General features: G+C 70.1%; 20 protein-coding genes, 2 tRNA genes and 1 pseudogene. 5 read left to right on the forward strand and 18 right to left on the reverse strand.

The window, feature by feature from the left end:
* From G3I41_RS05990 to G3I41_RS06005, 4 genes and pseudogenes are all read right to left on the reverse strand, one after another.
* Window positions 1-439 (reverse strand): annotated as a pseudogene (locus G3I41_RS05990) (class E sortase); the annotation flags it as partial.
* Complete coding sequence (locus G3I41_RS05995; protein ID WP_164399256.1) at window positions 436-1,074, reverse strand: aminodeoxychorismate/anthranilate synthase component II; 639 nt, start codon at window positions 1,072-1,074, stop codon at window positions 436-438. The gene G3I41_RS05995 and the pseudogene G3I41_RS05990, both read right to left, overlap by 4 nt.
* The gene (locus tag G3I41_RS06000) at window positions 1,071-1,256 is read right to left on the reverse strand and encodes a hypothetical protein (RefSeq protein ID WP_073966629.1); all 186 of its coding nucleotides are present in this window, start codon (window positions 1,254-1,256) and stop codon (window positions 1,071-1,073) included. Before G3I41_RS06000 ends, G3I41_RS05995 begins: the two co-directional genes overlap by 4 nt.
* Before the next feature lie 94 nt (window positions 1,257-1,350).
* The gene (locus G3I41_RS06005; RefSeq protein WP_203600286.1) at window positions 1,351-2,118 is read right to left on the reverse strand and encodes a DUF881 domain-containing protein; all 768 of its coding nucleotides are present in this window, start codon (window positions 2,116-2,118) and stop codon (window positions 1,351-1,353) included.
* Window positions 2,119-2,259: 141 nt separating this feature from the next.
* Between G3I41_RS06005 and crgA the strand changes: the two genes are divergently transcribed.
* Window positions 2,260-2,514, forward strand: coding sequence for a cell division protein CrgA (gene crgA, locus G3I41_RS06010; RefSeq protein ID WP_164399257.1), 255 nt, complete (start codon window positions 2,260-2,262; stop codon window positions 2,512-2,514).
* A gap of 304 nt (window positions 2,515-2,818) precedes the next feature.
* Here crgA and G3I41_RS06015 read toward each other — a convergent pair whose 3' ends face one another.
* Together G3I41_RS06015 and G3I41_RS06020 are read right to left on the reverse strand one after the other, a co-directional pair.
* A complete protein-coding gene (locus G3I41_RS06015; protein WP_164399343.1) occupies window positions 2,819-3,718 on the reverse strand; it encodes a rhomboid family intramembrane serine protease in 900 nt (299 codons plus the stop codon).
* 153 nt (window positions 3,719-3,871) lie between these two features.
* Window positions 3,872-4,399, reverse strand: coding sequence for a peptidylprolyl isomerase (locus G3I41_RS06020; RefSeq protein WP_164399258.1), 528 nt, complete (start codon window positions 4,397-4,399; stop codon window positions 3,872-3,874).
* Window positions 4,400-4,734: 335 nt separating this feature from the next.
* On the opposite strand from G3I41_RS06020, the gene G3I41_RS06025 reads away from it, so the two are divergent.
* Window positions 4,735-5,457, forward strand: coding sequence for a DUF5324 family protein (locus G3I41_RS06025; protein WP_164399259.1), 723 nt, complete (start codon window positions 4,735-4,737; stop codon window positions 5,455-5,457).
* Window positions 5,458-5,556: 99 nt separating this feature from the next.
* Here the strand turns inward: G3I41_RS06025 and G3I41_RS06030 are convergent.
* Window positions 5,557-5,629, reverse strand: a tRNA-Ala gene (locus tag G3I41_RS06030).
* A 168-nt stretch (window positions 5,630-5,797) separates the two neighbouring features.
* Here G3I41_RS06030 and G3I41_RS06035 point away from each other — a divergent pair.
* Together G3I41_RS06035 and G3I41_RS06040 are read left to right on the forward strand one after the other, a co-directional pair.
* Window positions 5,798-6,346 carry a helix-turn-helix transcriptional regulator gene (locus G3I41_RS06035; protein WP_164399260.1) on the forward strand — a complete coding sequence of 183 codons (549 nt, stop codon included), beginning with the start codon at window positions 5,798-5,800 and terminating at the stop codon, window positions 6,344-6,346.
* Window positions 6,347-6,403: 57 nt separating this feature from the next.
* Window positions 6,404-7,738, forward strand: coding sequence for a serine/threonine-protein kinase (locus G3I41_RS06040; protein ID WP_164399261.1), 1,335 nt, complete (start codon window positions 6,404-6,406; stop codon window positions 7,736-7,738).
* Between the two features lie 21 nt (window positions 7,739-7,759).
* Here G3I41_RS06040 and G3I41_RS06045 read toward each other — a convergent pair whose 3' ends face one another.
* A complete protein-coding gene (locus G3I41_RS06045; protein ID WP_164399344.1) occupies window positions 7,760-9,094 on the reverse strand; it encodes a hypothetical protein in 1,335 nt (444 codons plus the stop codon).
* 303 nt (window positions 9,095-9,397) lie between these two features.
* Window positions 9,398-9,532, reverse strand: coding sequence for a DLW-39 family protein (locus tag G3I41_RS36670; protein ID WP_003958712.1), 135 nt, complete (start codon window positions 9,530-9,532; stop codon window positions 9,398-9,400).
* Window positions 9,533-9,827: 295 nt separating this feature from the next.
* Here G3I41_RS36670 and G3I41_RS06055 point away from each other — a divergent pair, with 295 nt between their 5' ends.
* Window positions 9,828-10,211 carry a DUF6344 domain-containing protein gene (locus tag G3I41_RS06055; RefSeq protein ID WP_164399262.1) on the forward strand — a complete coding sequence of 128 codons (384 nt, stop codon included), beginning with the start codon at window positions 9,828-9,830 and terminating at the stop codon, window positions 10,209-10,211.
* A 352-nt stretch (window positions 10,212-10,563) separates the two neighbouring features.
* Here G3I41_RS06055 and G3I41_RS06060 read toward each other — a convergent pair.
* The 9 genes from G3I41_RS06060 to dnaA all read right to left on the reverse strand — a co-directional run bounded on the left by G3I41_RS06060 (window position 10,564) and on the right by dnaA (window position 23,223).
* Window positions 10,564-10,640: transfer RNA gene (locus G3I41_RS06060), tRNA-Ile, on the reverse strand.
* 76 nt (window positions 10,641-10,716) lie between these two features.
* The gene (locus G3I41_RS06065; RefSeq protein ID WP_164399263.1) at window positions 10,717-11,313 is read right to left on the reverse strand and encodes a DUF3566 domain-containing protein; all 597 of its coding nucleotides are present in this window, start codon (window positions 11,311-11,313) and stop codon (window positions 10,717-10,719) included.
* A gap of 93 nt (window positions 11,314-11,406) precedes the next feature.
* Window positions 11,407-14,061: a DNA gyrase subunit A gene (gyrA, locus tag G3I41_RS06070; protein WP_164399264.1), complete on the reverse strand. Its 2,655-nt coding sequence runs from the start codon at window positions 14,059-14,061 to the stop codon at window positions 11,407-11,409.
* Window positions 14,062-14,107: 46 nt separating this feature from the next.
* A complete protein-coding gene (gyrB, locus tag G3I41_RS06075; RefSeq protein ID WP_164399265.1) occupies window positions 14,108-16,195 on the reverse strand; it encodes a DNA topoisomerase (ATP-hydrolyzing) subunit B in 2,088 nt (695 codons plus the stop codon).
* 354 nt (window positions 16,196-16,549) lie between these two features.
* Complete coding sequence (locus tag G3I41_RS06080; RefSeq protein WP_073966644.1) at window positions 16,550-17,113, reverse strand: DciA family protein; 564 nt, start codon at window positions 17,111-17,113, stop codon at window positions 16,550-16,552.
* The gene (gene recF / locus G3I41_RS06085) at window positions 17,110-18,240 is read right to left on the reverse strand and encodes a DNA replication/repair protein RecF (RefSeq protein WP_164399266.1); all 1,131 of its coding nucleotides are present in this window, start codon (window positions 18,238-18,240) and stop codon (window positions 17,110-17,112) included. The genes G3I41_RS06080 and recF overlap by 4 nt, the downstream gene beginning before the upstream one ends.
* 91 nt (window positions 18,241-18,331) lie before the next feature.
* Window positions 18,332-19,210, reverse strand: coding sequence for a phosphogluconate dehydrogenase (NAD(+)-dependent, decarboxylating) (gene gnd, locus G3I41_RS06090; RefSeq protein ID WP_164399267.1), 879 nt, complete (start codon window positions 19,208-19,210; stop codon window positions 18,332-18,334).
* 127 nt (window positions 19,211-19,337) lie between these two features.
* On the reverse strand, window positions 19,338-20,468 hold the full coding sequence (dnaN, locus tag G3I41_RS06095) for a DNA polymerase III subunit beta (RefSeq protein ID WP_073966647.1): 1,131 nt from the start codon (window positions 20,466-20,468) through the stop codon (window positions 19,338-19,340).
* A gap of 952 nt (window positions 20,469-21,420) precedes the next feature.
* On the reverse strand, window positions 21,421-23,223 hold the full coding sequence (dnaA, locus tag G3I41_RS06100; protein ID WP_164399268.1) for a chromosomal replication initiator protein DnaA: 1,803 nt from the start codon (window positions 23,221-23,223) through the stop codon (window positions 21,421-21,423).
* Window positions 23,224-23,501: the final 278 nt, after the last annotated feature.

Raw genomic sequence — 23,501 nt, forward strand, 5'->3', positions numbered from 1 at the left:
CGCGCCCGCCGGTGGGCGGTGGCGTATCCGGAGCCGTGTCGGGCCCGCCTCCGGCCTCGCCGGCGCCGGTGTACGGCTCCGGTTCCGGGCGGGGCGCCGGCACGACCGGGTCCGGCGCGGGCGGCGAGACCGTCAGAGGCGGCTGCTGTACGGGCACGGGCGGCGAGACCGTCAGAGGCGGCTGTACGGGCTCCTGGTGGCCGTACCAGTCCCGTTGGTATCCGTGCGGGTCGTACCACTCCTGCGGGGCCTGCTGAGGGCCCTGTGCCTCGTAGGGCGCCTGCTGCCGCGGGGCCACGGGGTCCGTCCCCGGCAGCGGGTCGTTCAACGGGTCCGCCAGCCGGTGGACCGCCGCCTCGAACGCGCCCGGGTCCTCGTACGCCCGCGGATCGTGCGGGTCGTCCTGCCCGGCCCCGGCTCCGTGGCGGGGTGGGGTCACGCGACGGCCTTGCCCACCACCGGAGCGAGCCCCGCCGACCTCTCGACGGCTCCGGTGTCCCCGCAGCGCACCAGCCAGTTGGCCAGCATCAGGTGGCCGTGCTCGGTGAGCACCGATTCCGGGTGGAACTGCACGCCCTCGACGGCCAGCTCCCGGTGGCGCAGGCCCATGATGATGCCGTCGGCGGTCCGCGCGGTGACCTCCAGCTCGTCGGGCACCGTGTCCGGTTCGGCGGCGAGCGAGTGGTAGCGGGTCGCGGTGAACGGCGAGGGCAGGCCGGCGAACACGCCCGTGCCCTCGTGGAGCACCGGAGAGGTCTTGCCGTGCAGCAGCTCGGGGGCTCGGCCGACGACGCCGCCGTACGCCACCGCCATGGACTGCATGCCCAGGCAGACCCCGAAGACCGGGACGCCGGTCGCCGCGCAGTGGCGCACCATGTCGACGCAGACGCCCGCGTGCTCCGGGGTGCCGGGGCCGGGGGAGAGCAGGACGCCGTCGAAGCCGTCCTGCGCGTGGGCCGTGGTCACCTCGTCGTTGCGCAGCACCTCGCACTCGGCACCGAGCTGATAGAGGTACTGGACGAGGTTGAAGACGAAGCTGTCGTAGTTGTCCACGACCAGGATGCGGGCGCTCATCGGGCGGCCCCCGCCGGTGCGCTCGCTCCGTCGACCGTCACGTCGCCGAACGGAAGCAGCGGCTCCGCCCACGGGAAGACGTACTGGAACAGCACGTAGACGACCGCCAGGGCGAGCACGAGCGAAATGAACGCGCGCACCCACACGTTGCCCGGCAGATGCCGCCAGATCCAGCTGTACATCCAGACCCTCCATTCGGTACCGGGTCCAGACTAAAGGGCCGGGGGCCCCGCGTGGGATGCCTGTGGAAAGCTGTGCGGCGCCCGTCGCCGTCTGCTACTTCACCGGCTCCGCGTAGTGCAGGTCCACCGCGCCCGAGTAGCCGGGAAGGGTCGCCGCGCCCTGGTCGTCCACCTTCCAGCCGAGCCCGTACGCCTGCACGTACAGCAGGTAGTTCTGGATCGCCGGCGAGGCGTCGAGCGCCCGACGCAGCGCACCGGGGTCGCCCACCGCGGTGATCTTGTACGGGGGCGAGTAGACCCGGCCCTGGAGGATCAGGGTGTTGCCGACGCAGCGCACGGCGCTGGTGGAGATCAGCCGCTGGTCCATGACCTTCACGCCCTTGGCGCCGCCCTGCCACAGGGCGTTGACGACCGCCTGGAGGTCCTGCTGGTGGATGACCAGGTCGTTGGGCTGCGGGTCGGGGTAGCCAGGGCTGGCGGTGGCGTTGGGCGGGGCGTCGTCGAGCGTGACGGAGACGGCCCGGCCCGACAGTTCGGTGGTGCCCGCGGTCCGTTCCAGCGCCTTGAGCCGGGCCGCTTCCGCCTTGGTGCTGCCGTTGTCGCGCTGGGCGAGGCGGTCGATGTCCCCGCGCACGGACGCGGCGGACTCCTCCAGGGCGGCGTTCTTCTCGCTGCGCTGCTGGATGAGGTCGGAAAGCTTCAGCAGTGAGGCGTCGGTGCGGATATTGGTGCCCTTCGCCGTATTCGCGCTGGTCACGAAGATGAGCCCGGCAAGGGCGAAAACGGCAGCCGTGAGCACTCTGACCGGGTGCCGGAAGGTGCGGCGGCCCGGCCCGGGGGGAGAGTCGGCAGAATTGCTCAACGTACCCTTATCTCCTTCGGTGCCACGGAAGGACTACGCTAACGGACGCCCGGGGGAGGCCACATTCCCCCTCGCGCCCCGCCCCGGCGCCAGCCACAGTTCCCTGCGCGGTCACGCAGCGCATCGACAGGAGAGTTCCTCGTGCCGAAGTCACGGATCCGCAAGAAGGCCGACTTCACGCCGCCCCCGGCGAAGCAGGCGACCAACATAAAGCTGACCAGCCGCAGCTGGGTGGCGCCCGTGATGCTGGCGCTCTTCCTGATCGGGCTGGCCTGGATCGTCGTTTTCTACGTGACCGACGGCGATCTGCCGGTGGACTCGCTGGGGAACTGGAACATCGTCGTCGGCTTCGGTTTCATCGCCGGCGGCTTCGGCGTCTCCACACAGTGGAAGTAGTCCGCGCGACCGCGTAGAACCACACTCCGGCCCTGCTCCGCAACCCCTGCCCTGAGTTACCCACAGCGTTATCCACAGGTGGGGGAAAAGGTCAGACGATCTGTGGATAACTCTCAGGCCGTTGACGCCGGTGTGACTGCGCCCGCCCCGCTCCGGGGCGGAAGGCCCCTTGTCCCGACTGGAAAAACCCAGCTCAGGGACAAGGGGCACAGTTGTGCCCGCGATATGCACAAGATCCAGATCCTGCTGCGGAACCCTGTGGACAACTTCGGTCACAAGTGGTCCACACCCGCCCCCAGCACTCCTAGGTGAGGGCGGCCGTTCTCGTCACCACGATCAGGACGACGGCCGCGAGGACCAGGGCACAGGTCCCGAACTGCACCAGATCGCGCCGCTCGCGCGGGGCGTGCACCATGCCGATCCCGATCAGGACTCCGGCGATCAGTCCCCCCACGTGCGCCTGCCAGGCGATGCCGCCCCAGGGGTTGAAAGTGATGATCAGGTTGAGCGCGAAGATCGCGATGACCGGCCGCATGTCGTAGTTCAGCCGGCGCATCAGTACGGCAGTGGCGCCCAGCAGCCCGTAGATGGCCCCCGAGGCTCCCAGCGACGGCTGATTCGGCGCCGCGAGCCAGTACGTCAGGGCACCGCCCGCCAGCCCGGAGAGCAGATAGAGCGCGAGGAAGCGGACGCGGCCCAGCTTCGCTTCCAGCGGTCCGCCCAGCCACCACAGGCCCAGCATGTTGAAGGCGATGTGCCACACCTCCTGGTGCAGGAACATCGACGTCACCAGCCGGTACCACTGCCCTTCCGCGATGCCTTCGGGCGGCCCTCCGTAGAAGAAGTTGGCACGGCCGAGCAGCATCAGGCGGTCGAGGAGCGCGTCGTCGGCCAGCACGGCGACGAACACCGCGATGTTGATCCCCAGCAGGATCTTGGTGATCAGCCTGGGGTCCGCCGCGACGACGCCCCCGGCCAGGGTGCGCGGCCGGGCGGCGGACGCGCCGCGTCCCGTACCGAACCCCTGCCGGACGCAGTCCGGGCACTGGAAGCCGACCGACGCGCCGACCATGCAGTCCGGGCAGATGGGCCGGTCGCAGCGGACGCACCGGACCGCCGTCTCCCGGTCCGGGTGGCGGTAGCAGTGGGCCGGCCCCTGCGCGGGCGGGGGCGGTCCGGACCCGCCCGGCGGCTGCTGGTCCATCGGTCCCATGGCTTCCCGGTCCCTTCGGTCCTCGACGTCGCGGGTGCGCACGACACCGCCCCGCGCGTCCGTTCTGTCATGAGATACGGACGGGCGAGGCGGTTGGTTCCCGAACGTGGAGCCGGAGAGTGAGCGGACGGACGCGAGGCGCGATCAGCGCGTCTCGACGGCGACCGACTCGATGACCACGTCGTTCACCGGCCGGTCGGTACGCGCGTTCGTCGCGGTCGCCGCGATGGCGTCGACGACCTTCTTGCCGGCGTCGTTGGACACCTCGCCGAAGATCGTGTGCTTGCCGGTCAGCCAGGCCGTCGGCGCGACCGTGATGAAGAACTGCGAGCCGTTGGTGCCCGGTCCGGCGTTGGCCATGGCGAGCAGGTAGGGCTTGTTGAAGGCGAGGTCCGGGTGGAACTCGTCCTTGAACTCGTACCCCGGCCCGCCGGTGCCGTTCCCCAGCGGGTCTCCCCCCTGAATCATGAAACCGCTGATCACGCGATGGAAGACGGTCCCGTCGTACAGCCGGTCCGTGGACTTCTCCCCGGTCGCGGGGTGGGTCCACTCGCGCTCCCCGTTGGCGAGCTCGACGAAGTTCTTGACCGTCTTGGGAGCGTGGTTCGGCAGGAGCCGGATCTCGATGTCGCCCTGGTTGGTCTTCAAGGTGGCGTAAAGCTGCTCGGCCACGATCTGCCTTCCGTCAGTCTGCACGTGTGCTCTGCGCGTCTGCGCCGGCACCGGCCCGGTCCTGTCCGCGGACCGGCCCGACGTTCCGATCCTTGCACGGTCGGCGCCGACGGCGTCCGAGGCGGGAGGCGGCGGCCCCCGCGCCCCCGCGGCACGGACGATGCGGCCAAGTGCGTGACGAACCGGCGCGATCCCCGACGAACCGTGCCATGGTCGTCGGAAGGTACCGAATGACCCGGATGCCCGCCCCGCATGCCGCACAGGGCCCACGCAGGCATGATCTCGAATTGGGTGGAAAGGCGGAGTACCTACCCGCCACCAAGGAGGAGGATCCCGTGACCCGCATCGACAGCGTGCGTGCCGCAACCGACTCGGCGAGGGACAGCGTGCAGCACGCCGCGGAAGTGGTGGCGCCCTACGCCGACTCGGCCAAGGACCAGGCCGTTCACTATGCGCACGAGGCCCGCACGCTGCTCGCACCGAAGGTGTCGAAGGCAGCCAAGCAGGCCCGTGTGCAGTACGGCGCGCACGTCGCCCCGCGTATCGAGCTCGCCCGCACGCACGTACCCCCGAAGGTTGACGAGGTCGCCCAGCGCGCCGCGCTCCGTACCCGTCAGGCGGCCCGCAGCGCCGCGGACTACACCGTCCCGCGCATCGAGAGCGCCCGGGCCGCCGCCCAGCCGGTGGCGGAGGAAGCCGCGGCCCGCAGCGCCGCCGCGGTAGCCGCCCTGCGCGGCCAGGTCACGGCGAAGCAGATCCGCAAACTGGCCCGGAAGCACGAGCGGCGGGCCAGGGCGGGCAAGGCGTTCAAGGGGCTGGCCGTGACCGGTGTCCTCGTGGGCGCCGGCTACGCGGTGTGGCGCTGGTGGGACAAGCAGGCCAACCCCGAGTGGCTGGTGGAGCCCCCCGCCCCCACCGAGGTCGACGACCGCGCGCCGCTCTCCTCCGTCGACGGGAGCCCGCACGCCTCGACGCTCCTGGACCCCGAGGTGGAGGCCAAGCAGGCCGACGCCGAGGCGGCCGGCGAGGACGGCACGGACCCGGACGACCGCTCCTGACGTACCGCATCACCGCCGGACTGCCGTGCGGTCCGGCACGGGCCCGTGCAAAGAACTCCCCCGGCCAGCGTTTCCGCAGGTCGGGGGAGTTCGAGGATGTGGAGCCTAGGAGATTCGAACTCCTGACATCTGCCTTGCAAAGGCAGCGCTCTACCAACTGAGCTAAGGCCCCGACAGCACGCAGCCCGAACACCTGGATGTTCCGGCCACCGCCGCAGAACAGAATACCGGCTCATCCCCGTGATCCTGCAAAATTCCGGGGACTCCCCGTGTGCGACCACGCTCCGTAAGATGCTGGTCGAGGTTCGCAGCAGCGAAGCGGATGCGAAGGGGAGACGCAATGGATGCAGCGCAGCAAGAGGCCACGGCCAGAGCCAGAGACCTTCAGCGCAGTTGGTACGGGGAGCCGTTGGGGGCGCTCTTCCGCCGGCTGATCGACGACCTCGGTCTCAACCAGGCCCGCCTCGCCGCGGCGCTCGGACTGTCCGCTCCCATGCTCTCCCAGCTCATGAGCGGTCAGCGCGCGAAGATCGGCAACCCGGCGGTCGTCCAGCGGGTCCAAGCCCTGCAGGAGCTGGCCGGCCAGGTCGCCGACGGCAGCGTCAGCGCCGGCGAGGCCACGGCCCGCATGGAGGAGATCAAGAAGTCCCAGGGCGGCTCGGTCCTCTCGAGCACGGGCCAGACCACGGCGAGCGGTGGGGCGCCCACCGTGCGCCGGGTGGTCCGGGAGATCCAGTCGCTGCTGCGCTCGGTCGCGGCGGCCGGTGACATCATCGACGCCGCGGACTCCCTCGCCCCCACGCACCCGGAACTGGCAGAGTTCCTCCGGGTGTACGGAGCGGGGCGCACCGCGGAAGCGGTGGCGCACTACGAGAGCCACCAGAGCTAGGCCCCGCGCGGTACGGGGGCACGGGCCGGAACATGAACGGGGAGCGGGCGCAGCGCCATGGGTGAGGTCTTCGCCGGACGGTACGAACTGGTCGATCCGATCGGACGCGGTGGCGTCGGTGCCGTATGGCGCGCCTGGGACCACCGGCGCCGCCGCTATGTGGCGGCCAAGGTCCTCCAGCAGAGCGACGCGCACACGTTGCTCCGCTTCGTCCGTGAACAGGCGCTGCGCATCGAGCACCCCCATGTGCTGGCGCCGGCCAGTTGGGCCGCCGACGACGACCAGGTCCTGTTCACCATGGACCTCGTCAGCGGCGGTTCGCTGGCCCATGTCATCGGCGACTACGGCCCGTTGCCCCCTCGGTTCGTCTGCACCCTGCTCGACCAGCTGCTGTCCGGCCTCTCGACGGTGCACGCCGAAGGCGTCGTGCACCGGGACATCAAACCGGCCAACATCCTCATGGAGGCCACCGGTCGGGGCCGGCCGCACCTGCGGCTGTCGGACTTCGGCATCTCCATGCGCAAGGGCGAACCCCGTCTCACCGAGACGAACTACGTGGTGGGGACGCTCGGTTACTTCGCGCCCGAGCAGATGATGGGCGCCGAACCGGATTTCCCGGCGGACCTGTTCGCGGTCGGCCTGGTCGCCCTCTACCTGCTCCAGGGCACCAAGCCCGACTCCCAGGAGCTCATCGAGCACTTCGCGGAGCATGGCACGCCCAGCGCCCCGGACGGCGTCCCGGAGCCCTTGTGGCAGGTCATCGCGGGGCTCCTGCAACCGGATCCGCACGACCGCTTCCGTACCGCCACGGGTGCGCGCAAGGCTCTGAACGCCGCCGTCGAGATGCTTCCCGAGCCCTCGGACGCCGAGGAGCCGGTCGAGGTCTTCGACCAGATCGGCCCGCTGCCCGAGGGCTTCGGCCCCGACGGCCCCCTGCGGTCCGGCGGGACGACGGCAGCGCACTCACCGGCCCCTCAGCCGGCGGCGCCCCAGCCGACCGGCCCGCACTCCGGCGGACAACCGGCGCAGCCCTCCCCCTCCGCACCGGCTTCCATGTCCGATACGGGCAGTTTCCACCTCCCGCCTCCCGGGCCGGCCGTTCCCGCGCACCACTCCCCGCAAACCGCCGCACCGGCGGCCCCGTACGGCTATCCGGACCCGGCCGGCCACACCACCCCCGACGCGGCGCCCGTGCCCGCTCAGGTCCCTGGTCCGCACGACCGGCCCTTCACCCACCCCTACACGGCTCCTCAGCAAGGGCCGGCCTCCTTCCCGGCCCCGGCATCCACCCCGGGAACGCGTCCGGGACCGCCCCCGAAGGTGGCGGTCCCGGTCCTGCTGGTGGCACTGGCCTGCTTCGCCGTGGGCATCTGGGCGCTGACCCAGGTCTGAGTACGAGGGCGGCCGCCCGGCCTACCAGGCCTGGGGCGGCCCGCCGTACGGGTACTGCCCGCCCGCGGGTGCGACCGGGGCGACGGCCGCACGGCGTCGTGCGATCAGGGTCCACGCCCCCAGCCAGAGCACCAGCATGGTGCCGACGCCGATCCCGCCCGCCGCGACCAGCTTCATCGTGCCGCGCTCGCTCCCGGCCTCAGCGGCCTGCGCCCCGCTCTGCCCTTCACGCGCCGCGTCCTTGTCGCCCTGGGTCACGGCGAAGATCCCGGCGTCCCCCTTGTACGGCGACTTCCCCGCCTCGCCCTTCACACTGATCTTGAGGGTCAGCGCGATCGGCTTCTGCCCGTACGGCTTCGCGACCTCCGGGCTCAGCGAGACGGAGAGGTAGTACCAGCCCGCGAACCGCATACCGCGGACATCGTCACTGGAGTCGTAGCGGTTCCGGAACGCCACCGGCGGCAGCGGGTCGAAGGGGACGGAGATCGGCTTTCCCGCATAGGACATGGGTGACACATCGGCGACATGCCCCAGCGCGGGGTTCTCCAGTGACACCGCCAGCGCGCTGCTGACGTACGCGCTCTTCTCGGAGGTGCTGTTGGCCAGTTCCGCGGTGGCGAACAGCTGCTGGCCCCAGTCCACCGGCACCCGGTAGAACAGGCTCTGCCCGGGCTCGATCCGGTCCTTCCACTCGCCCGTCTCCAGGCTCGTGGCGTCGTAGTAACCGGCGCCCCCGCGCCGGGTGTTGTCCGTGGCGGCGCCGGGCGGCGGCGGCGAGGCCGACGGCCAGGCCGTCGGGGCGGTGGTCGCCCCGGAGGAGGGCTTCGCGAGCTCCGGCTCGGAGGCGTACCGCAGTTCCAGGCCCCACTCGCCCTGGTCGGAGGTCTCCTTGCTCTCCCGTTCGATCAACACGTAGTAGGTCCCGACGTCCTGGCAGATGCCGTCCTCGTCGATCCGCCGGGAGGCGTAGGCGGCGAGGGGGCGCGGGTACTGCGCGGACCCGAACATCGCGTCCTGCGAACTGCACTCGTCGTCCGAGCTGTCCCGGACGCTGAGCTTGATCCCGTCCCCGTACGCCACCTTGCCGCCGGCCTTCGGAACGACGACGGCGGAGACATAGGCGTTCGTCTTCGCGTCCAGGTCCAGCCGGTAGTACAGCTTCTTCCCGCTCCGGATCGCGCTCTTGTAGACCCCGCCCGGCTCCAGTTTCGTCGCCTCGGCACTGATGTCGGCGCCGCCGACCGGCTCGGCGCCCGGATCGTAGGTGTACGAGCCGGGCGCACCGGCCGCGTACGCCTGCCCCGGCAGCGCCGCCACCGCGAACACCGCCGCCACCACCGCCAGCGCCCCCCGCATCCTGCTGCGCCGCCTCATCACGCGCTCCCCCTCGTCATCCGTGCGGCTGCCCGTCAGCGGCCGCGTACACATACGAACACGGCCGGAATCGCGGCCATGGCGGCAGCCCCCGCGCCCGTGCCCGCAACGACGGCCCATCCTGCCCCTCCCGTACCGCCACTGTCTCCGGCGGCGGCGGCATCTTTGCTCACGCAAGCTATTAATTCACTTGCGTGAACTCAAGAGCACAGCCGTCATGGTCCCGCAACAGCACGAAGCCCCGGCCGCGTCAGCGGCCGGGGCTTCCCATCAGGCTGTTCCGTCTCAGACACCCGAACCCGCGGGCACGGAGTCGGTCGCCTCCGTCCACAGATCCTGCTCGGCGCGATCCGCCTGGATCTGGCGGTACACGAGGAGCCCGCCGATGGCGGCCAGTGCGACCAGGAGAAGCTTCTTCACCGCGCGACCTCGTCCTTCGTTGGCGTAGGGGACTTCTGCCGCCCGACTATACACACCGGCCGATATCGACCGGTGACCTCCCCGCAACCCAATTGGCGCCTGCCGGCGTGCGGCGAGCACCCCTCTGTGCGTGCCTCTCGGGAGCACCCGTCGGAAGCCGGGACGGGCCGGTTGAACCATACGAGTGGTGTTCATCTGAAGATCGGCGCATGCGCGGCGTCGGTCCACGAAATCGCGGGGCGGATCCACATCATCGGAAAGGTAAGCAAACCGGACCACCCGAAAGTGAGGGGCCATGAGCACCGTCACGGCCAAGAACATCTGGACCGCCCTCGTCACCGCGTTCTTCGCACTCCTCGCCGCCCTGGGCCTCGCGAGCTCCACGGCCACCGCCGCGCAGGCCCCGGCCACGAACACGAACACGGAGCCTGCGGCCACGGCGCACGAGCACACGCCCGCAGCCCGCGCAACCGCGACCGGACCTTCGGTGCGATGGACCCTTCCGCGTGACCGGGCGCTGCCTCCCACGATGAAGCAGCGCATCCGGGCCGAGGCCCACGGCTCCTCACCCGCCACCCGGCATCTGTCCGCCGACACCAGGAACACCGTGAACGCCACGGGCTCCGCCCGCGCCTCGCACGGCACTCCGGCACAGGACGCCTCGCTCCTGCCACCGTGACAGCGCCGCCGCACCTGACCCCCTGAGCCCCCGGGCCGGTTCACACCGGACGGGGGCTTTCCCGTGCGCCCGTGCGGGCACACCTCCGGACCCCGGCTCCGCCGGCGTCCGGCCGCTCCTCCCCTCTCCGCCGTGGCGAACGGCGGGGAGGGGCCAGGGCGTCGTCCCGTACGGGAGTCGCCGGCCGGCGGAGTGGCCGTCAGCGCCTTGGCCCGGGCGTGCTTCCTCGGCGCGCTCACGGAGGCGCTGTGCGGTCGTCTCCGGCGTACGGCCCCGACATGACACCGCGTCCGGGATGACGTCCGGACAACGCCGAAGGCCCCCCACCGTTCCCGGTGGAGGGCCTTCGTACTGGTGGGGCTAACAGGATTTGAACCTGTGGCCTCATCCTTATCAGGGATGCGCTCTAACCAACTGAGCTATAGCCCCGCCGCGCTTTTCCGTCGCGCTGACTTCTGAAGATTAGCGCACGTCGGGGCCAGTCCCAAAATCGATACCCGGCGGGCTACTCGTCCTCCGCCAGCGTGAGCTCGACACCGCCCACGAAGCCCGCCGACAAGTTGTAGATGAAGGCGCCCAGGGTGGCCAGCGCGGTGGCCAGGACCACGTCGATCACCGCGATGACCGAGGTGAAGACCAGGACCCTGGGCAGCGACAGGAACGCCTGGAGGTCGAAGCCGTTGCCCTCGTTGGAACCGGTCGCCTCGCTGATGGTGCCGCCCACGGTGGAGAAGACGCCCATCGCGTCCATGACCATCCACAGGACCGCCGACGCCACCACCGTGCAGATGCCGAGCGCGATGGACAGCAGGAAGCTGACCTTCATCACCGACCACGGATCGGCCTTGGAGACGCGCAGGCGCGCCTTGCGGGTACGCGGAGTGGTCCGCGCCCCCGTCCGCGGCTTGCGGGCCGCCTGGGCCGGTCCCACGCCCTGCTGAGCCCCGTAGGGCACACCGCCCTGGGTCCCGCCCGGAGGCGAGGGGTAGGCCTGGGGCGGGTGGTACGGGCCCGCCTGGCCGGGTGCGGGTTCCCGCTCGCCGGGCAGCGGCCCGGTCGCGTAACCCTCGTATTGGGGCTGAGGGCCCCGCGTATCCGTCACAGTGCCCCCTTGGGAGTCCGTGGCGGGGCCACGGGCACCGTTACCTCCGGCTCCGGAAGCGGCCGAACCGGCGCCCGTGGCTCCACTCACGCTCTACTCCTCGTGCTCCCCGGTCGAGGGCGACGTGCCCTCGACATTGCTGTCGACCGTGCTGCCCGCGGCCTCGTCGGCCGTGGTCGCCTCGGTCGTCCCGCCTGCGGCGTCGCTGTCGACGGGTCCGTCGACCTCGTCGGCCTCGCGGCCCGCCTCGGCGTTGCGGGCGATGCCGACGACGGCATCGCGCTTGCCCAGATTGATCAGTTGGACGCCCATGGTGTCACGGCCCGTCTCCCTGACTTCGTTGACTCGCGTACGAATCACACCGCCGCCGAGCGTGATGGCGAGGATCTCGTCCGTCTCCTCCACCACCAGCGCGCCGACCAGCGAGCCCCGGTCCTCCACGATCTTGGCGGCCTTGATACCGAGGCCGCCGCGGCCCTGGACGCGGTACTCGTCGACCGCGGTCCGCTTCGCGTAACCGCCGTCGGTGGCAGTGAACACGAAAGTACCGGGCCTGACGACATTCATCGAGAGCAGTTCGTCTCCCTCGCGGAAACTCATGCCCTTGACGCCCGAGGTGGCGCGGCCCATCGGCCGCAGCGCCTCGTCCGTCGCGGTGAACCTGATCGACTGGGCCTTCTTGCTGATGAGCAGCAGATCGTCCTCGGCCGAGACCAGCTCCGCGCCGATCAGCTCGTCGTCGGCGCCGTCCGCCGTCTCGCGCAGGTTGATCGCGATGACACCGCCGGAGCGCGGAGAGTCGTAGTCCTTCAGCGCGGTCTTCTTCACCAGACCGCCCTGGGTGGCCAGGATCAGGTAGGGCGCGGCGTCGTAGTCGCGGATCGCGAGGATCTGGGCGATCTTCTCGTCCGGCTGGAAGGCCAGCAGGTTGGCGACGTGCTGGCCGCGCGCGTCCCGGCCGGCGTCCGGCAGCTCGTACGCCTTGGCCCGGTAGACCCGGCCCTTGTTGGTGAAGAACAGCAGCCAGTGGTGCGTCGTGGACACGAAGAAGTGGTCGACGATGTCGTCTTCCCTGAGCTTCGTGCCGCGCACGCCCTTGCCGCCGCGCTTCTGCGAGCGGTAGTCGTCCGTCTTGGTGCGCTTCACATAGCCGCCGCGGGTGATCGTGACGACGATGTCCTCCTCGGCGATCAGGTCCTCGATGGACATGTCACCCTCGAAGGGCACCAGCTTGGAGCGCCGGTCGTCGCCGAACTTGTCGACGATCGCCGCCAGCTCCTCGCTGACGATCTGCCGCTGCCGCGCGGGCGAGGCCAGGATCTCGTTGTACTCGTTGATCTTCGCCTGGAGCTCGTCGTGCTCGGCGGTGATCTTCTGGTGCTCCAGCGCGGCCAGCCGGCGCAGCTGCATCTCCAGGATCGCGTTCGCCTGGAGCTCGTCGATCTCCAGCAGGCCCATCAGGCCCTCACGGGCGATCTCGACGGTCTGGCTGCGCCGGATGAGGGCGATGACCTCGTCGATGGCGTTCAGGGCCTTGAGCAGGCCGCGCAGGATGTGCGCGCGCTCCTCGGCCTTGCGCAGCCGGAACTTCGTACGCCGGACGATGACCTCGATCTGGTGCGTCACCCAGTGGCGGATGAACGCGTCGATCGACAGGGTGCGCGGCACACCGTCCACCAGCGCCAGCATGTTGGCGCCGAAGTTCGACTGCAGGTCGGTGTGCTTGTACAGGTTGTTCAGGACGACCTTGGCGACCGCGTCCCGCTTCAGTACGACGACCAGGCGCTGGCCGGTACGCGAGGAGGTCTCGTCGCGCACGTCGGCGATGCCGCCGACCTTGCCGTCCTTCACCAGGTCGGCGATCTTCTGCGCGAGGTTGTCGGGGTTGGTCTGGTACGGAAGCTCCGTGACGACCAGGCACTGGCGGTTCTGGATCTCCTCGACCGCCACGACCGCGCGCATCGTGATCGAGCCGCGCCCGGTGCGGTACGCCTCCTCGATGCCCTTGCGGCCGACGACCAGCGCGCCGGTGGGGAAGTCCGGGCCCTTGATCCGCTCGATCAGGGCGTCCAGCAGCTCCTCCTGCGAGGCTTCCGGGTTCTCCAGGTACCACTGGGCGCCGGACGCGACCTCGCGCAGGTTGTGCGGCGGGATGTTGGTCGCCATGCCGACCGCGATGCCCGCGGAGCCGTTGACCAGCAGGTTCGGGAAGCGCGCCGGGAGGACCGTCGGCTCCTGGTTGCGGCCGTCGTAGTTGTCCTGGAAGTCGACGGTCTCCTCGTCGATGTCCCGGACCATCTCCATGGACAGCGGCATCATCTTGCACTCGGTGTACCGCATGGCGGCGGCCGGGTCGTTGCCCGGGGAACCGAAGTTGCCGTTGGAGTCCACCAGCGGCATGCGCATCGACCAGGGCTGGGCCAGGCGGACCAGGGCGTCGTAGATCGAGGAGTCGCCGTGCGGGTGGTACGTACCCATGACGTCACCGACGACGCGGGCGCACTTGTAGAAGCCCTTCTCGGGCCGGTAGCCGCCGTCGTACATCGCGTACAGCACCCGGCGGTGGACGGGCTTGAGGCCGTCCCGCACGTCGGGCAGCGCACGCGAGACGATGACGGACATCGCGTAGTCGAGGTAGGAGCGCTGCATCTCCGTCTCGAGCCCGACGGGCTCGACACGCATGCCCACGCCCTCGACGGGCGGAACGTCTTCGGGCGTCACGGGTGCGGGGGTGTTCTCGTCGGCCATTGCTGGTCAAAGTCCTTTCGCGCTGCGGCTTGCTTGTACGGCCGACTCAGATGTCGAGGAAGCGGACGTCCTTGGCGTTGCGCTGGATGAACGAGCGCCGCGCCTCGACGTCCTCACCCATGAGCACCGAGAACAGGTCGTCGGCCTGCGCCGCGTCGTCCAGCGTGACCTGGCCGAGCACCCGGTGGTCGACGTCCATCGTGGTGACGCGCAGCTCTTCGGCGTTCATCTCGCCGAGACCCTTGAAGCGCTGGATCGAGTCTTCCTTGATCCGCTTGCCGTTCTGCTTGCCGAGCGCGACCAGGGCGTCCCGCTCGCGGTCCGAGTACGCGTACTCGGAGTCGTCGCGACCCCACTTGATCTTGTACAGCGGAGGGCGGGACAGATAGACGTGGCCGGCCTCGACCAGCGGACGCATGAAGCGGAACAGGAACGTCAGCAGCAGGGTGTTGATGTGCTGGCCGTCGACATCGGCGTCCGCCATCAGGATGATCTTGTGATAGCGGAGCTTCTCGATGTCGAAGTCCTCGTGGACCCCGGTGCCGAACGCCGAGATCAGCGCCTGGACCTCGGTGTTCTGGAGGATCTTGTCGACCCGGGCCTTCTCGACGTTCAGGATCTTGCCCCGGATCGGCAGGATCGCCTGGTACATCGGGTTGCGGCCGGACTTGGCCGAGCCGCCGGCGGAGTCACCCTCGACGATGAAGATCTCGCACTTGGTGGGGTCGTTCGACTGGCAGTCGCTGAGCTTGCCGGGGAGCGAGGCGCTCTCCAGCAGCCCCTTGCGCCGGGTCAGGTCGCGGGCCTTGCGGGCCGCCACACGGGCGGTCGAGGCGGCGATGCCCTTGCGGATGATGTCGGCCGCCTCGTTGGGGTTGCGGTCGAACCAGTCCGTCAGCTGCTCGTGGACGACCTTCTGCACGAAGGTCTTGGCCTCCGTGTTGCCCAGCTTGGTCTTCGTCTGGCCCTCGAACTGCGGCTCGCCCAGCTTCACCGAGATGATCGCGGTCAAGCCCTCGCGGACGTCCTCGCCGGTGAGGTTGTCGTCCTTCTCCCGGAGCAGCTTCTTGTCACGCGCGTACCGGTTGACCAGGGAGGTCAGCGCGGCGCGGAAGCCCTCCTCGTGCGTACCGCCCTCATGCGTGTGGATCGCGTTGGCGAAGGAGTAGACACCCTCGCTGTACTGCGTGTTCCACTGCATGGCGATCTCGACCGAGAGCAGCCGGTCCTTGTCCTCGGCCTCGATGTCGATCACCGACTGGTGGATGACATCGCCCTTGCGGGAGTTGAGGTACTTGACGAAGTCGACGATGCCGTTCTCGTAGTGGTACGTGACCGAGCGGGCCACTTCCTCCTCGGGAACGTCCACCGCTTCGGCGCTGTCCGCGCCGGCCGTCGCCTTCGCCGACTCGCGCTCGTCGGTCAGCTTGAGGGTGAGGCCCTTGTTGAGGAAGGCCATCTCCTGGAAGCGGCGCGAGAGCGTCTCGAAGGAGTACTCGGTCGTCTCGAAGATGTCGCCGTCGGCCCAGAAGGTGACGCTTGTACCCGTCTCGTCGGTGGCCTCGTTACGCGCCAGCGGGGCGGTCGGGACACCGAACTTGTAGTCCTGGGTCCAGCGGTACCCGTCGGTCTTCACCTCGACGGCCACCCGCGTGGACAGGGCGTTGACGACGGAGACGCCGACGCCGTGCAGACCACCGGAGACGGCGTAACCGCCGCCGCCGAACTTGCCGCCCGCGTGCAGGACGGTGAGCACGACCTCGACGGCGGGCTTGCCCTCGGACGGCACGATGCCGACCGGGATGCCACGGCCGTTGTCGATCACGCGCACCCCGCCGTCGGCGAGGATCGTGACGTCGATGGTGTCCGCGTGCCCGGCCATGGCCTCGTCGACCGAGTTGTCCACGACCTCCTGCACGAGGTGGTGGAGACCGCGCTCACCGGTCGAGCCGATGTACATGCCGGGTCGCTTGCGGACCGCGTCCAGGCCCTCCAGCACGGTGATCGCGCTGGCGTCGTACGAGGACTGTGCCTCGGCCGGGGCGGGAGCGGCGTCGCCCTCCCCCTGGGTGGACGGAATGTTCTCGTTGGGGTTGCCGGAATCGGCCACGAAGCGCCCTTTCTGGCACAGCACAGGCCGTTCTCCGGGCAGGCGGGAGCGGCTGCGTCGTTCGGCTTGTATCGACGAATCCCGCAAGACGCGGGATTGTTCATCAGTCTACCGGTAGCGCCGACCCGAATGGGGGTTTGCGGGCACCTGAGTACGCATGTGCCGCCCTGAATGAGCGGCTGACGACTCCCCATATTCGGGGCGGGGCCTCAAGGGGCTCACGCAGGCGTTGAGCGCTTCGGCCTGTCAGCCCTCCGCTACGGTGAGGGACGCCCGCTCACCACGAGCTGGTTTCAGATGCCATGTCCTCGGGTCCCCGGGCGGCCGGGACGCGGTGCGGGTCCGGCCGCGGCCACCAAAAGCCCAGGTCACAGCGGGTCAGCCGTAGGTGTCGCCCGGGCCCGTGCTCCCCGGGGCACGCAGCGGGCCGAACCGGTGCTGCGGCCCGCCAGGACCCAGCACCTTGATCATCCGCACCGTGCCGTTGCCCAGGTCCGCGTTGAGCCGGGCCACCAGCTGGGGGGCCAGCAGCCGCAGCTGCGTCGCCCAGGCCGTCGAATCGCACTGCACCGTCAGCACCCGCTGATCCGGCTCCTCGTCGTACCGCACGGGCACGCAGTGCAGGGCGAGGTCGTCGCCGACGATCTGCGGCCAGCGGCCCATCACCCCGCCCACCGCCGCCGGGGTCTCCCAGCCGCGCTCGGTGATCAGCCGGTTGATCGCGGCACCCAGCGGAAGCGGATCGCGGCCGTCCCGCCGCGCCCCGGAGCGCAGCCCGCCGCCGCGCCTGGCCTGCTTCTTCTGCTGCGCCGCCTCACCGCGCGCCCGCGCCTGCTCCTTCGCCGCGCGCAGGGCGACCCGGGCCAGGTCGACGCCGGAGGGCTCCGCCGGCTTCGCCCGGTCCTCGCCGCCGGGGGCCTTCCCCTCTCCGTCGCCGCTCACACCCGCTCCACCTCGCCGGCGGACACCGCGTACCGCGTCCCCGCGAGTGTGCCCGGCACGTCGTCGTCCACCGCCGCGGTCACCAGCACCTGCTCGGCCGGCGCCACGAGCTCCGCCAGCCGCTCCCTGCGGCGGGCGTCCAGCTCGGCGAACACGTCGTCCAGCACCAGCACCGGTTCGTTGCCCTCGCCGCGCAGCAGCTCGTACGAGGCGAGGCGCAGCGCCAGCGCGTACGACCAGGACTCCCCGTGGCTCGCGTACCCCTTGGCGGGCATCCCGCGCAGGCTCAGCACCAGGTCGTCGCGGTGCGGGCCGACCAGTGTCACTCCGCGCTCGATCTCCTGCTTGCGGACCCCGGCCATGGCCTCGATGAGCTGTGCGTACAGCTCCTCACGCGTCCGCGCGGGGCCGGCCTCGCCGCCGACGGAACTGCGGTAGTCCAGGGCCACCGGGCCGCCGCCGGGCGCCACGTCCCCGTACGCCTTGTCCGCCAGCGGCTGGAGCGTGCCGATCAGGTCCAGGCGCTGGGCCAGCAGCTCCGCGCCCACCCCGGCCAGATGCTGGTCCCACACGTCGAGCGTCGACAGGTCCAGGGAGCGCCCGCCGTGCCTGCGGGCCATCGCGGCGGACTTCAGCAGCGTGTTCCGCTGCTTGAGCACCCGCTCGTAGTCGGAGCGCACCCCGGCCATCCGCGGCGACCGCGCGGTGACCAGCTCGTCCAGGAACCGCCGGCGCTCGCCGGGGTCGCCCTTCACCAGGGCCAGGTCCTCCGGTGCGAACAGCACCGTTCGCACGATGCCGAGCACGTCACGAGGTCTGACCTGCGACGATCTGTTGATCCGGGCGCGGTTCGCCTTGCCCGGGTTGAGTTCGAGTTCGACCAGCTGCGAGCGCTCGCCCTGGGTGACGGCCGCCCTGATCACCGCCCGCTCGGCGCCCATGCGGACGAGCGGGGCGTCGGACGAGACGCGGTGGCTGCCGAGTGTGGCGAGATAGCCGACCGCCTCCACCAGATTCGTCTTGCCCTGGCCGTTGGCCCCCACGAACGCGGTGACGCCCGGGTCGAGGGACACCTCGGCCCGGGCGTACGAGCGGAAGTCGGCCAGCGACAGATGCGTGACGTGCATGATGTGCGCCGACCTTCCCGGCTTCCTGCTTCCTGCTTCGTGCTCCGGCGGCGGGAGGGGCGGTCGGCCCCGCCCGCTCCTCGTTGCGGGGTTACTTCTTGTTCTCGACCGCGTGGCCGCCGAACTGGTTGCGCAGCGCGGCGATCATCTTCATCTGCGGGGAGTCGTCCTGACGCGAGGCGAAGCGCGCGAAGAGCGACGCGGTGATCGCGGGCAGCGGCACCGCGTTGTCGATCGCGGCCTCCACCGTCCAGCGGCCCTCGCCCGAGTCGGCCGCGTAGCCACGGAGCTTGTCGAGGTGCTCGTCGTCGTCCAGGGCGTTGACCGCCAGGTCGAGCAGCCAGGAACGGATGACCGTGCCCTCCTGCCAGGAGCGGAAGACCTCGCGCACGTCGGTGACGGAGTCGACCTTCTCCAGGAGCTCCCAGCCCTCGGCGTACGCCTGCATCATGGCGTACTCGATGCCGTTGTGGACCATCTTGGCGAAGTGGCCGGCGCCGACCTTGCCCGCGTGGACCGCGCCGAAGTCACCCTCGGGCTTCAGGGCGTCGAAGACCGGCTGAACCTTGGCCACGTCCTCGGCGTCGCCGCCGTACATGAGCGCGTAGCCGTTCTCCAGGCCCCAGACGCCGCCGGAGACGCCGCAGTCCACGAAGCCGATGCCCTTGGCGCGCAGCTCCTCCGCGTGCTTCTCGTCGTCGGTCCAGCGGCTGTTGCCGCCGTCCACGACGATGTCGCCGGGCGAGAGCAGCTCGGCCAGCTCGTCGACGGTGGACTGGGTCGCGGCTCCGGCCGGGACCATCACCCATACGACCCGGGGACCCTTGAGGCTGCCCACAAGCTCTTCCAGGCTGTGGACATCGGCGAGATCCGGGTTCCGGTCGTAACCGATGACGGTGTGGCCTGCGCGGCGGATGCGCTCGCGCATGTTGCCGCCCATCTTGCCGAGGCCGACGAGACCGAGCTCCATCAGAGATTCCTTAGCGTTGTGCCGATTCGTACCCAAGTCCGAGCCTACGCCCGGAAGGGGACAGGACGCCGGGCGTGCTCGGCGCTGAACACGCCCGTCGGGCCCCGCCGGGGCGGGGCCGGGGAGGTCAGCCGGAGAGGCGGACCGGCATGATCAGGTACTTGTACGCGTCGTCCGCCTCGGCGTCCACGGCCGGGCGGCCGCTGAGGAGCGCCGGCTTGGTGGAGGTCGTGAACGAGAGCTGGGCGACCGGGGAGTCGATGGCGCTGAGGCCGTCGAGCAGGAAGGTCGGGTTGAAGGCGATCGAGATGTCGTCGCCCTCCAGCACGGCGTCGACCCTTTCCACAGCCTGTGCGTCGTCGCTGGAGCCGGCCTCCAGGATCAGGACGCCCTGCTCGAAGGTCAGCCGCACCGGGGTGTTGCGCTCGGCCACCAGGGCGACGCGCTTGACGGCCTCGACGAACGGGGCGGTCTCGATCACGGCGACCGAGTTGAACTCGGTGGGGAAGAGCGTCCGGTACTTCGGCAGGTCGCCTTCGAGCAGTCGGGTGGTCGTACGCCGTCCGGCGCCCTCGAACCCGATGAGCCCCTCGCCCGCGCCGGAGCCGGACAGCGCCAGGGTGACCGTGTCACCGCTGGTGAGGGCCTTGGCGGTGTCCAGCAGCGTCTTGGCGGGCACCAGGGCGACGGCGGAAGCCTCCGGGTCCTCCGGCTTCCAGAGGAACTCGCGGACCGCGAAGCGGTAGCGGTCGGTGGAGGCGAGGGTGACGGTGTCGCCCTCGATCTCGATGCGGACGCCGGTCAGGACGGGCAGCGTGTCGTCGCGGCCGGCGGCGATGGCGACCTGGGCGGCGGCGGAGGCGAAGACCTCACCGGGCACGGTGCCGGTCGCGGTCGGCATCTGCGGGAGCGCGGGGTACTCCTCCACAGGAAGGGTGTGGAGTGTGAATCGCGAGGAGCCGCAGGAGACCGTCGCCCGTACACCGTCTGTGGAGATCTCCACCGGACGGTTGGGGAGGGCGCGGCAGATGTCGGCGAGCAGCCGGCCGGAGACGAGGACGGTGCCGTCCTCCTCGACCTCGGCCTCCACGGAGACGCGTGCCGAGACCTCGTAGTCGAAGCTGGAGAAGCTGAGCGCGCCGTCCTCGGCCTTCAGCAGAAGGCCCGCGAGAACGGGCGCCGGCGGACGGGCCGGAAGGCTGCGGGCCACCCAGGCCACCGCCTCCGCGAGTACATCGCGCTCCACCCGGATCTTCACCGGAACCGCCTCCTGCTGTTTTCGCCCTGTCGGCCTTCGTCGTCGTCGGCCTTCGTCGTCTGGTCGGGTCGCTCCGCCGATGAGAGGGGGAGGACGCCGGGGACCAGTCTGACGCACCGCACCGACACTCGTTGCTGCTCGGGGTCAAATCGCGGCGAGCGGCCCGGAGCGCTCCGAGGGCGAGTTGTGCACAGGACCCACTTCGAAACGGATTCCGGGCTAACTATGGGTGGTGGTAGTAGTAGGCCCTGTGGAAACCGTGGATAACCCCGTTTCCGCAGCTCAGAGCCGGTTTTTTATCCACCGACCCTGTGGGTGGAACCGGTGGACAACCCGGGCTTTCTGTGGACACCCGGAAGTTGTGCACAACCCGTACACAGGGGAGGGCAGTTTCTCCCCAGGTCTGTCCCCAGCTTTACCCCCGTTCCCCACAGGCCAACCCTGCCCCTTGGTGTGACGCCTTTCACTCGGGGTGGTGACGGGGCCTGTCGCGTTGCCGAACAGTGGACAGCGATGTGGAGAAGCGGCCTCCTGCTGGGGAAAACGGTCCCGGACCTGTGGGCAGTCGGTGGACAACCGAGAGCGCAGCCTGTGGATGAAAATTTTGTCCACAGGCTGTGGATCATCGTTGACCACAAATCCCCAACCCGCTGAGCTGGCCAGATGTCCTCCCCGAGCTTCTGCCTGTGGATGCAGTATGGACAACTTTTGGATCCCCAGGCTGTGGAGGGAAAAAAGTGCCCGGATCTGTGGAGAACACCCGTGACCTCGCGGTTAATCGAACAGGGCGGGGCCTCCGGGAGACGGCCCGGTGGACGGTCGGCGGGCGTCCGGAGCCGCGCGAAGCGGGTTGCCGGCCCGCTTTCGGGGAACAAGGAAGGGCGCTGTGCGGACTCCTGACGAGTCCGCACAGCGCCCTCGGGGTGCGTGCGGGTGCCGGCGCGGGGCGCCGTCAGCCGTTCTTGATGCGGTTCGTGAGTTCGGTGACCTGGTTGTAGATGGAACGCCGCTCCGCCATCAGTGCCCGGATCTTGCGGTCGGCGTGCATCACCGTCGTGTGGTCCCGGCCGCCGAACTGGGCACCGATCTTCGGCAGCGAGAGATCGGTCAGCTCGCGGCACAGGTACATGGCGATCTGCCGGGCCGTCACCAGGACGCGGCTGCGCGACGAACCGCAGAGGTCTTCCACCGTCAGGCCGAAGTAGTCCGCGGTCGCCGCCATGATGGCGGTCGCCGTGATCTCCGGGGCCGTGTCCTCGCCGCCGGGGATCAGATCCTTCAGCACGATCTCCGTGAGTCCCAGGTCCACGGGCTGCCGGTTGAGGCTCGCGAAGGCCGTCACCCGGATGAGAGCGCCCTCCAGCTCACGGATGTTGCGCGAGATGCGGGAGGCGATGAACTCCAGCACCTCCGGAGGGGCGTTGAGCTGCTCCTGCACCGCCTTCTTGCGCAGGATCGCGATCCGGGTCTCCAGCTCGGGAGGCTGTACGTCGGTGGTCAGCCCCCACTCGAAACGATTCCGCAACCGGTCCTCGAGAGTGACCAGTTGCTTCGGCGGCCGGTCGGAGGAGAGCACGATCTGCTTGTTGGCGTTGTGCAGCGTGTTGAAGGTGTGGAAGAACTCCTCCTGCGTCGACTCCTTGCTCGCCAGGAACTGGATGTCGTCCACGAGCAGGATGTCGACGTCGCGGTACCGCTTGCGGAAGGTGTCGCCCTTGCCGTCGCGGATCGAGTTGATGAACTCGTTGGTGAACTCCTCGGAGCTCACGTAGCGCACCCGGGTGCCCGGGTACAGACTCCGCGCGTAGTGCCCGATGGCGTGCAGCAGATGGGTCTTGCCGAGTCCCGACTCCCCGTAGACGAACAAGGGGTTGTACGCCTTCGCGGGCGCCTCGGCCACTGCCACGGCCGCGGCGTGCGCGAAGCGGTTCGAGGCCCCGATGACGAAGGTGTCGAAGAGGTACTTCGGGTTCAGCCGGGCGTGCGGCTCACCGGGTCCGGCCGCCGGTGAGGGCTGGGCGCCCATCGGCCCCGGGGCTCCCCCGGGGCGGCCGGTGCCGGCGCCGGGACGGTGCTGCGGCTCCGGGAGCTCGGGACGGGAACGCTCGCCGTGCTGGGGCTCGTACTGCTGGCGCTCCGGCGGCTGCGGACGGTAGTCGTGCTGCGGCTGCTGCGGGGAACGGCCGCCGTACGGCTCGCGCCACTGGTCGGCGGACGGTTCGCGGTCCTGGAATCCGCCGAGCCGGGGCTGCTGCCAGGACAGGTCCTCCTGGGTGCGCGGCCAGGCGCCGGGCTCCGGGCGCTGCTGCTGGTAGTCCGGGTAGGCGGGGCGCGCGGTGGGCATCCCGTCGTCCGCGGGCCGGCTGCCGTAGCCGTCGTACGCGTCGCCGTGCCGGCCCTCGTCGTGCTGCGGGCCCTGGTAGCGGTGGGGTGGCGGGGGGGACTGGTGCATCGGGGGCGCCGGCGGGCCCGACGGCTCGCCCGCGGAGTCGTCGACCGTGATCGCGATCCGGATGGGCCGCCCGCACTCGCGGCTCAGCGTCTCGCTGATGAGCGGGGCGAGGCGGCCTTCGAGGACCCGCTTGCCCCATTCGTTGGGGACGGCGAGCAGCGCGGTGTCGGCGACCAGGGCGAGCGGCTGGCAGCGCTCGATCCACTGCTTGTCCTTCGGCTCGATGCCCTGCTGCCCCTCCCCGAGGAGCTGCTCCAGCACTCGCGGCCACACTGCGGCAAGATCGGCAGGTACGTCAGCCACAGGGCACGCTCTCTCGCTGGTCCCACGAATGTGTGGTTCTCGGGACGGTATGGGTCGGGGTGGGTGAGGACCGGCAGGCGGGAAGAAAAAGAACCGGGGTTCAGCCACGGTAGTCAGCCCGACCCGCGACGTTCAAGTCGTTGTCCACAGCCTGTGCACAATGGGGGGTCCGACAGGGTCGGTTTGACCGGATGGCGTAGCCGCGCGTACCGTGACCAGGTCGAGTTGTCGATGGCTGCTGCCGCCTGCCTCCGATGGGCAAAGATCACGATCTGTGA

Origin of the sequence: Streptomyces sp. SID9727, from assembly GCF_010550605.1 — a bacterium.
Taxonomy (GTDB): domain Bacteria; phylum Actinomycetota; class Actinomycetes; order Streptomycetales; family Streptomycetaceae; genus Streptomyces.

What these genes read in the sequence shown, in the direction of transcription:
- G3I41_RS05995 (WP_164399256.1), bottom strand. Translation starts at nt 1,074, where the DNA reads ATGAGCGCCCGCATCCTGGTCGTGGACAACTACGACAGCTTCGTCTTC.
- G3I41_RS06000 (WP_073966629.1), bottom strand. Translation starts at nt 1,256, where the DNA reads ATGTACAGCTGGATCTGGCGGCATCTGCCGGGCAACGTGTGGGTGCGC.
- G3I41_RS06015 (WP_164399343.1), bottom strand. Translation starts at nt 3,718, where the DNA reads ATGGACCAGCAGCCGCCGGGCGGGTCCGGACCGCCCCCGCCCGCGCAG.
- G3I41_RS06035 (WP_164399260.1), top strand. Translation starts at nt 5,798, where the DNA reads ATGGATGCAGCGCAGCAAGAGGCCACGGCCAGAGCCAGAGACCTTCAG.
- G3I41_RS06040 (WP_164399261.1), top strand. Translation starts at nt 6,404, where the DNA reads ATGGGTGAGGTCTTCGCCGGACGGTACGAACTGGTCGATCCGATCGGA.
- G3I41_RS06045 (WP_164399344.1), bottom strand. Translation starts at nt 9,094, where the DNA reads ATGCGGGGGGCGCTGGCGGTGGTGGCGGCGGTGTTCGCGGTGGCGGCG.
- G3I41_RS06055 (WP_164399262.1), top strand. Translation starts at nt 9,828, where the DNA reads ATGAGCACCGTCACGGCCAAGAACATCTGGACCGCCCTCGTCACCGCG.
- gyrA (WP_164399264.1), bottom strand. Translation starts at nt 14,061, where the DNA reads ATGGCCGACGAGAACACCCCCGCACCCGTGACGCCCGAAGACGTTCCG.
- recF (WP_164399266.1), bottom strand. Translation starts at nt 18,240, where the DNA reads ATGCACGTCACGCATCTGTCGCTGGCCGACTTCCGCTCGTACGCCCGG.
- gnd (WP_164399267.1), bottom strand. Translation starts at nt 19,210, where the DNA reads ATGGAGCTCGGTCTCGTCGGCCTCGGCAAGATGGGCGGCAACATGCGC.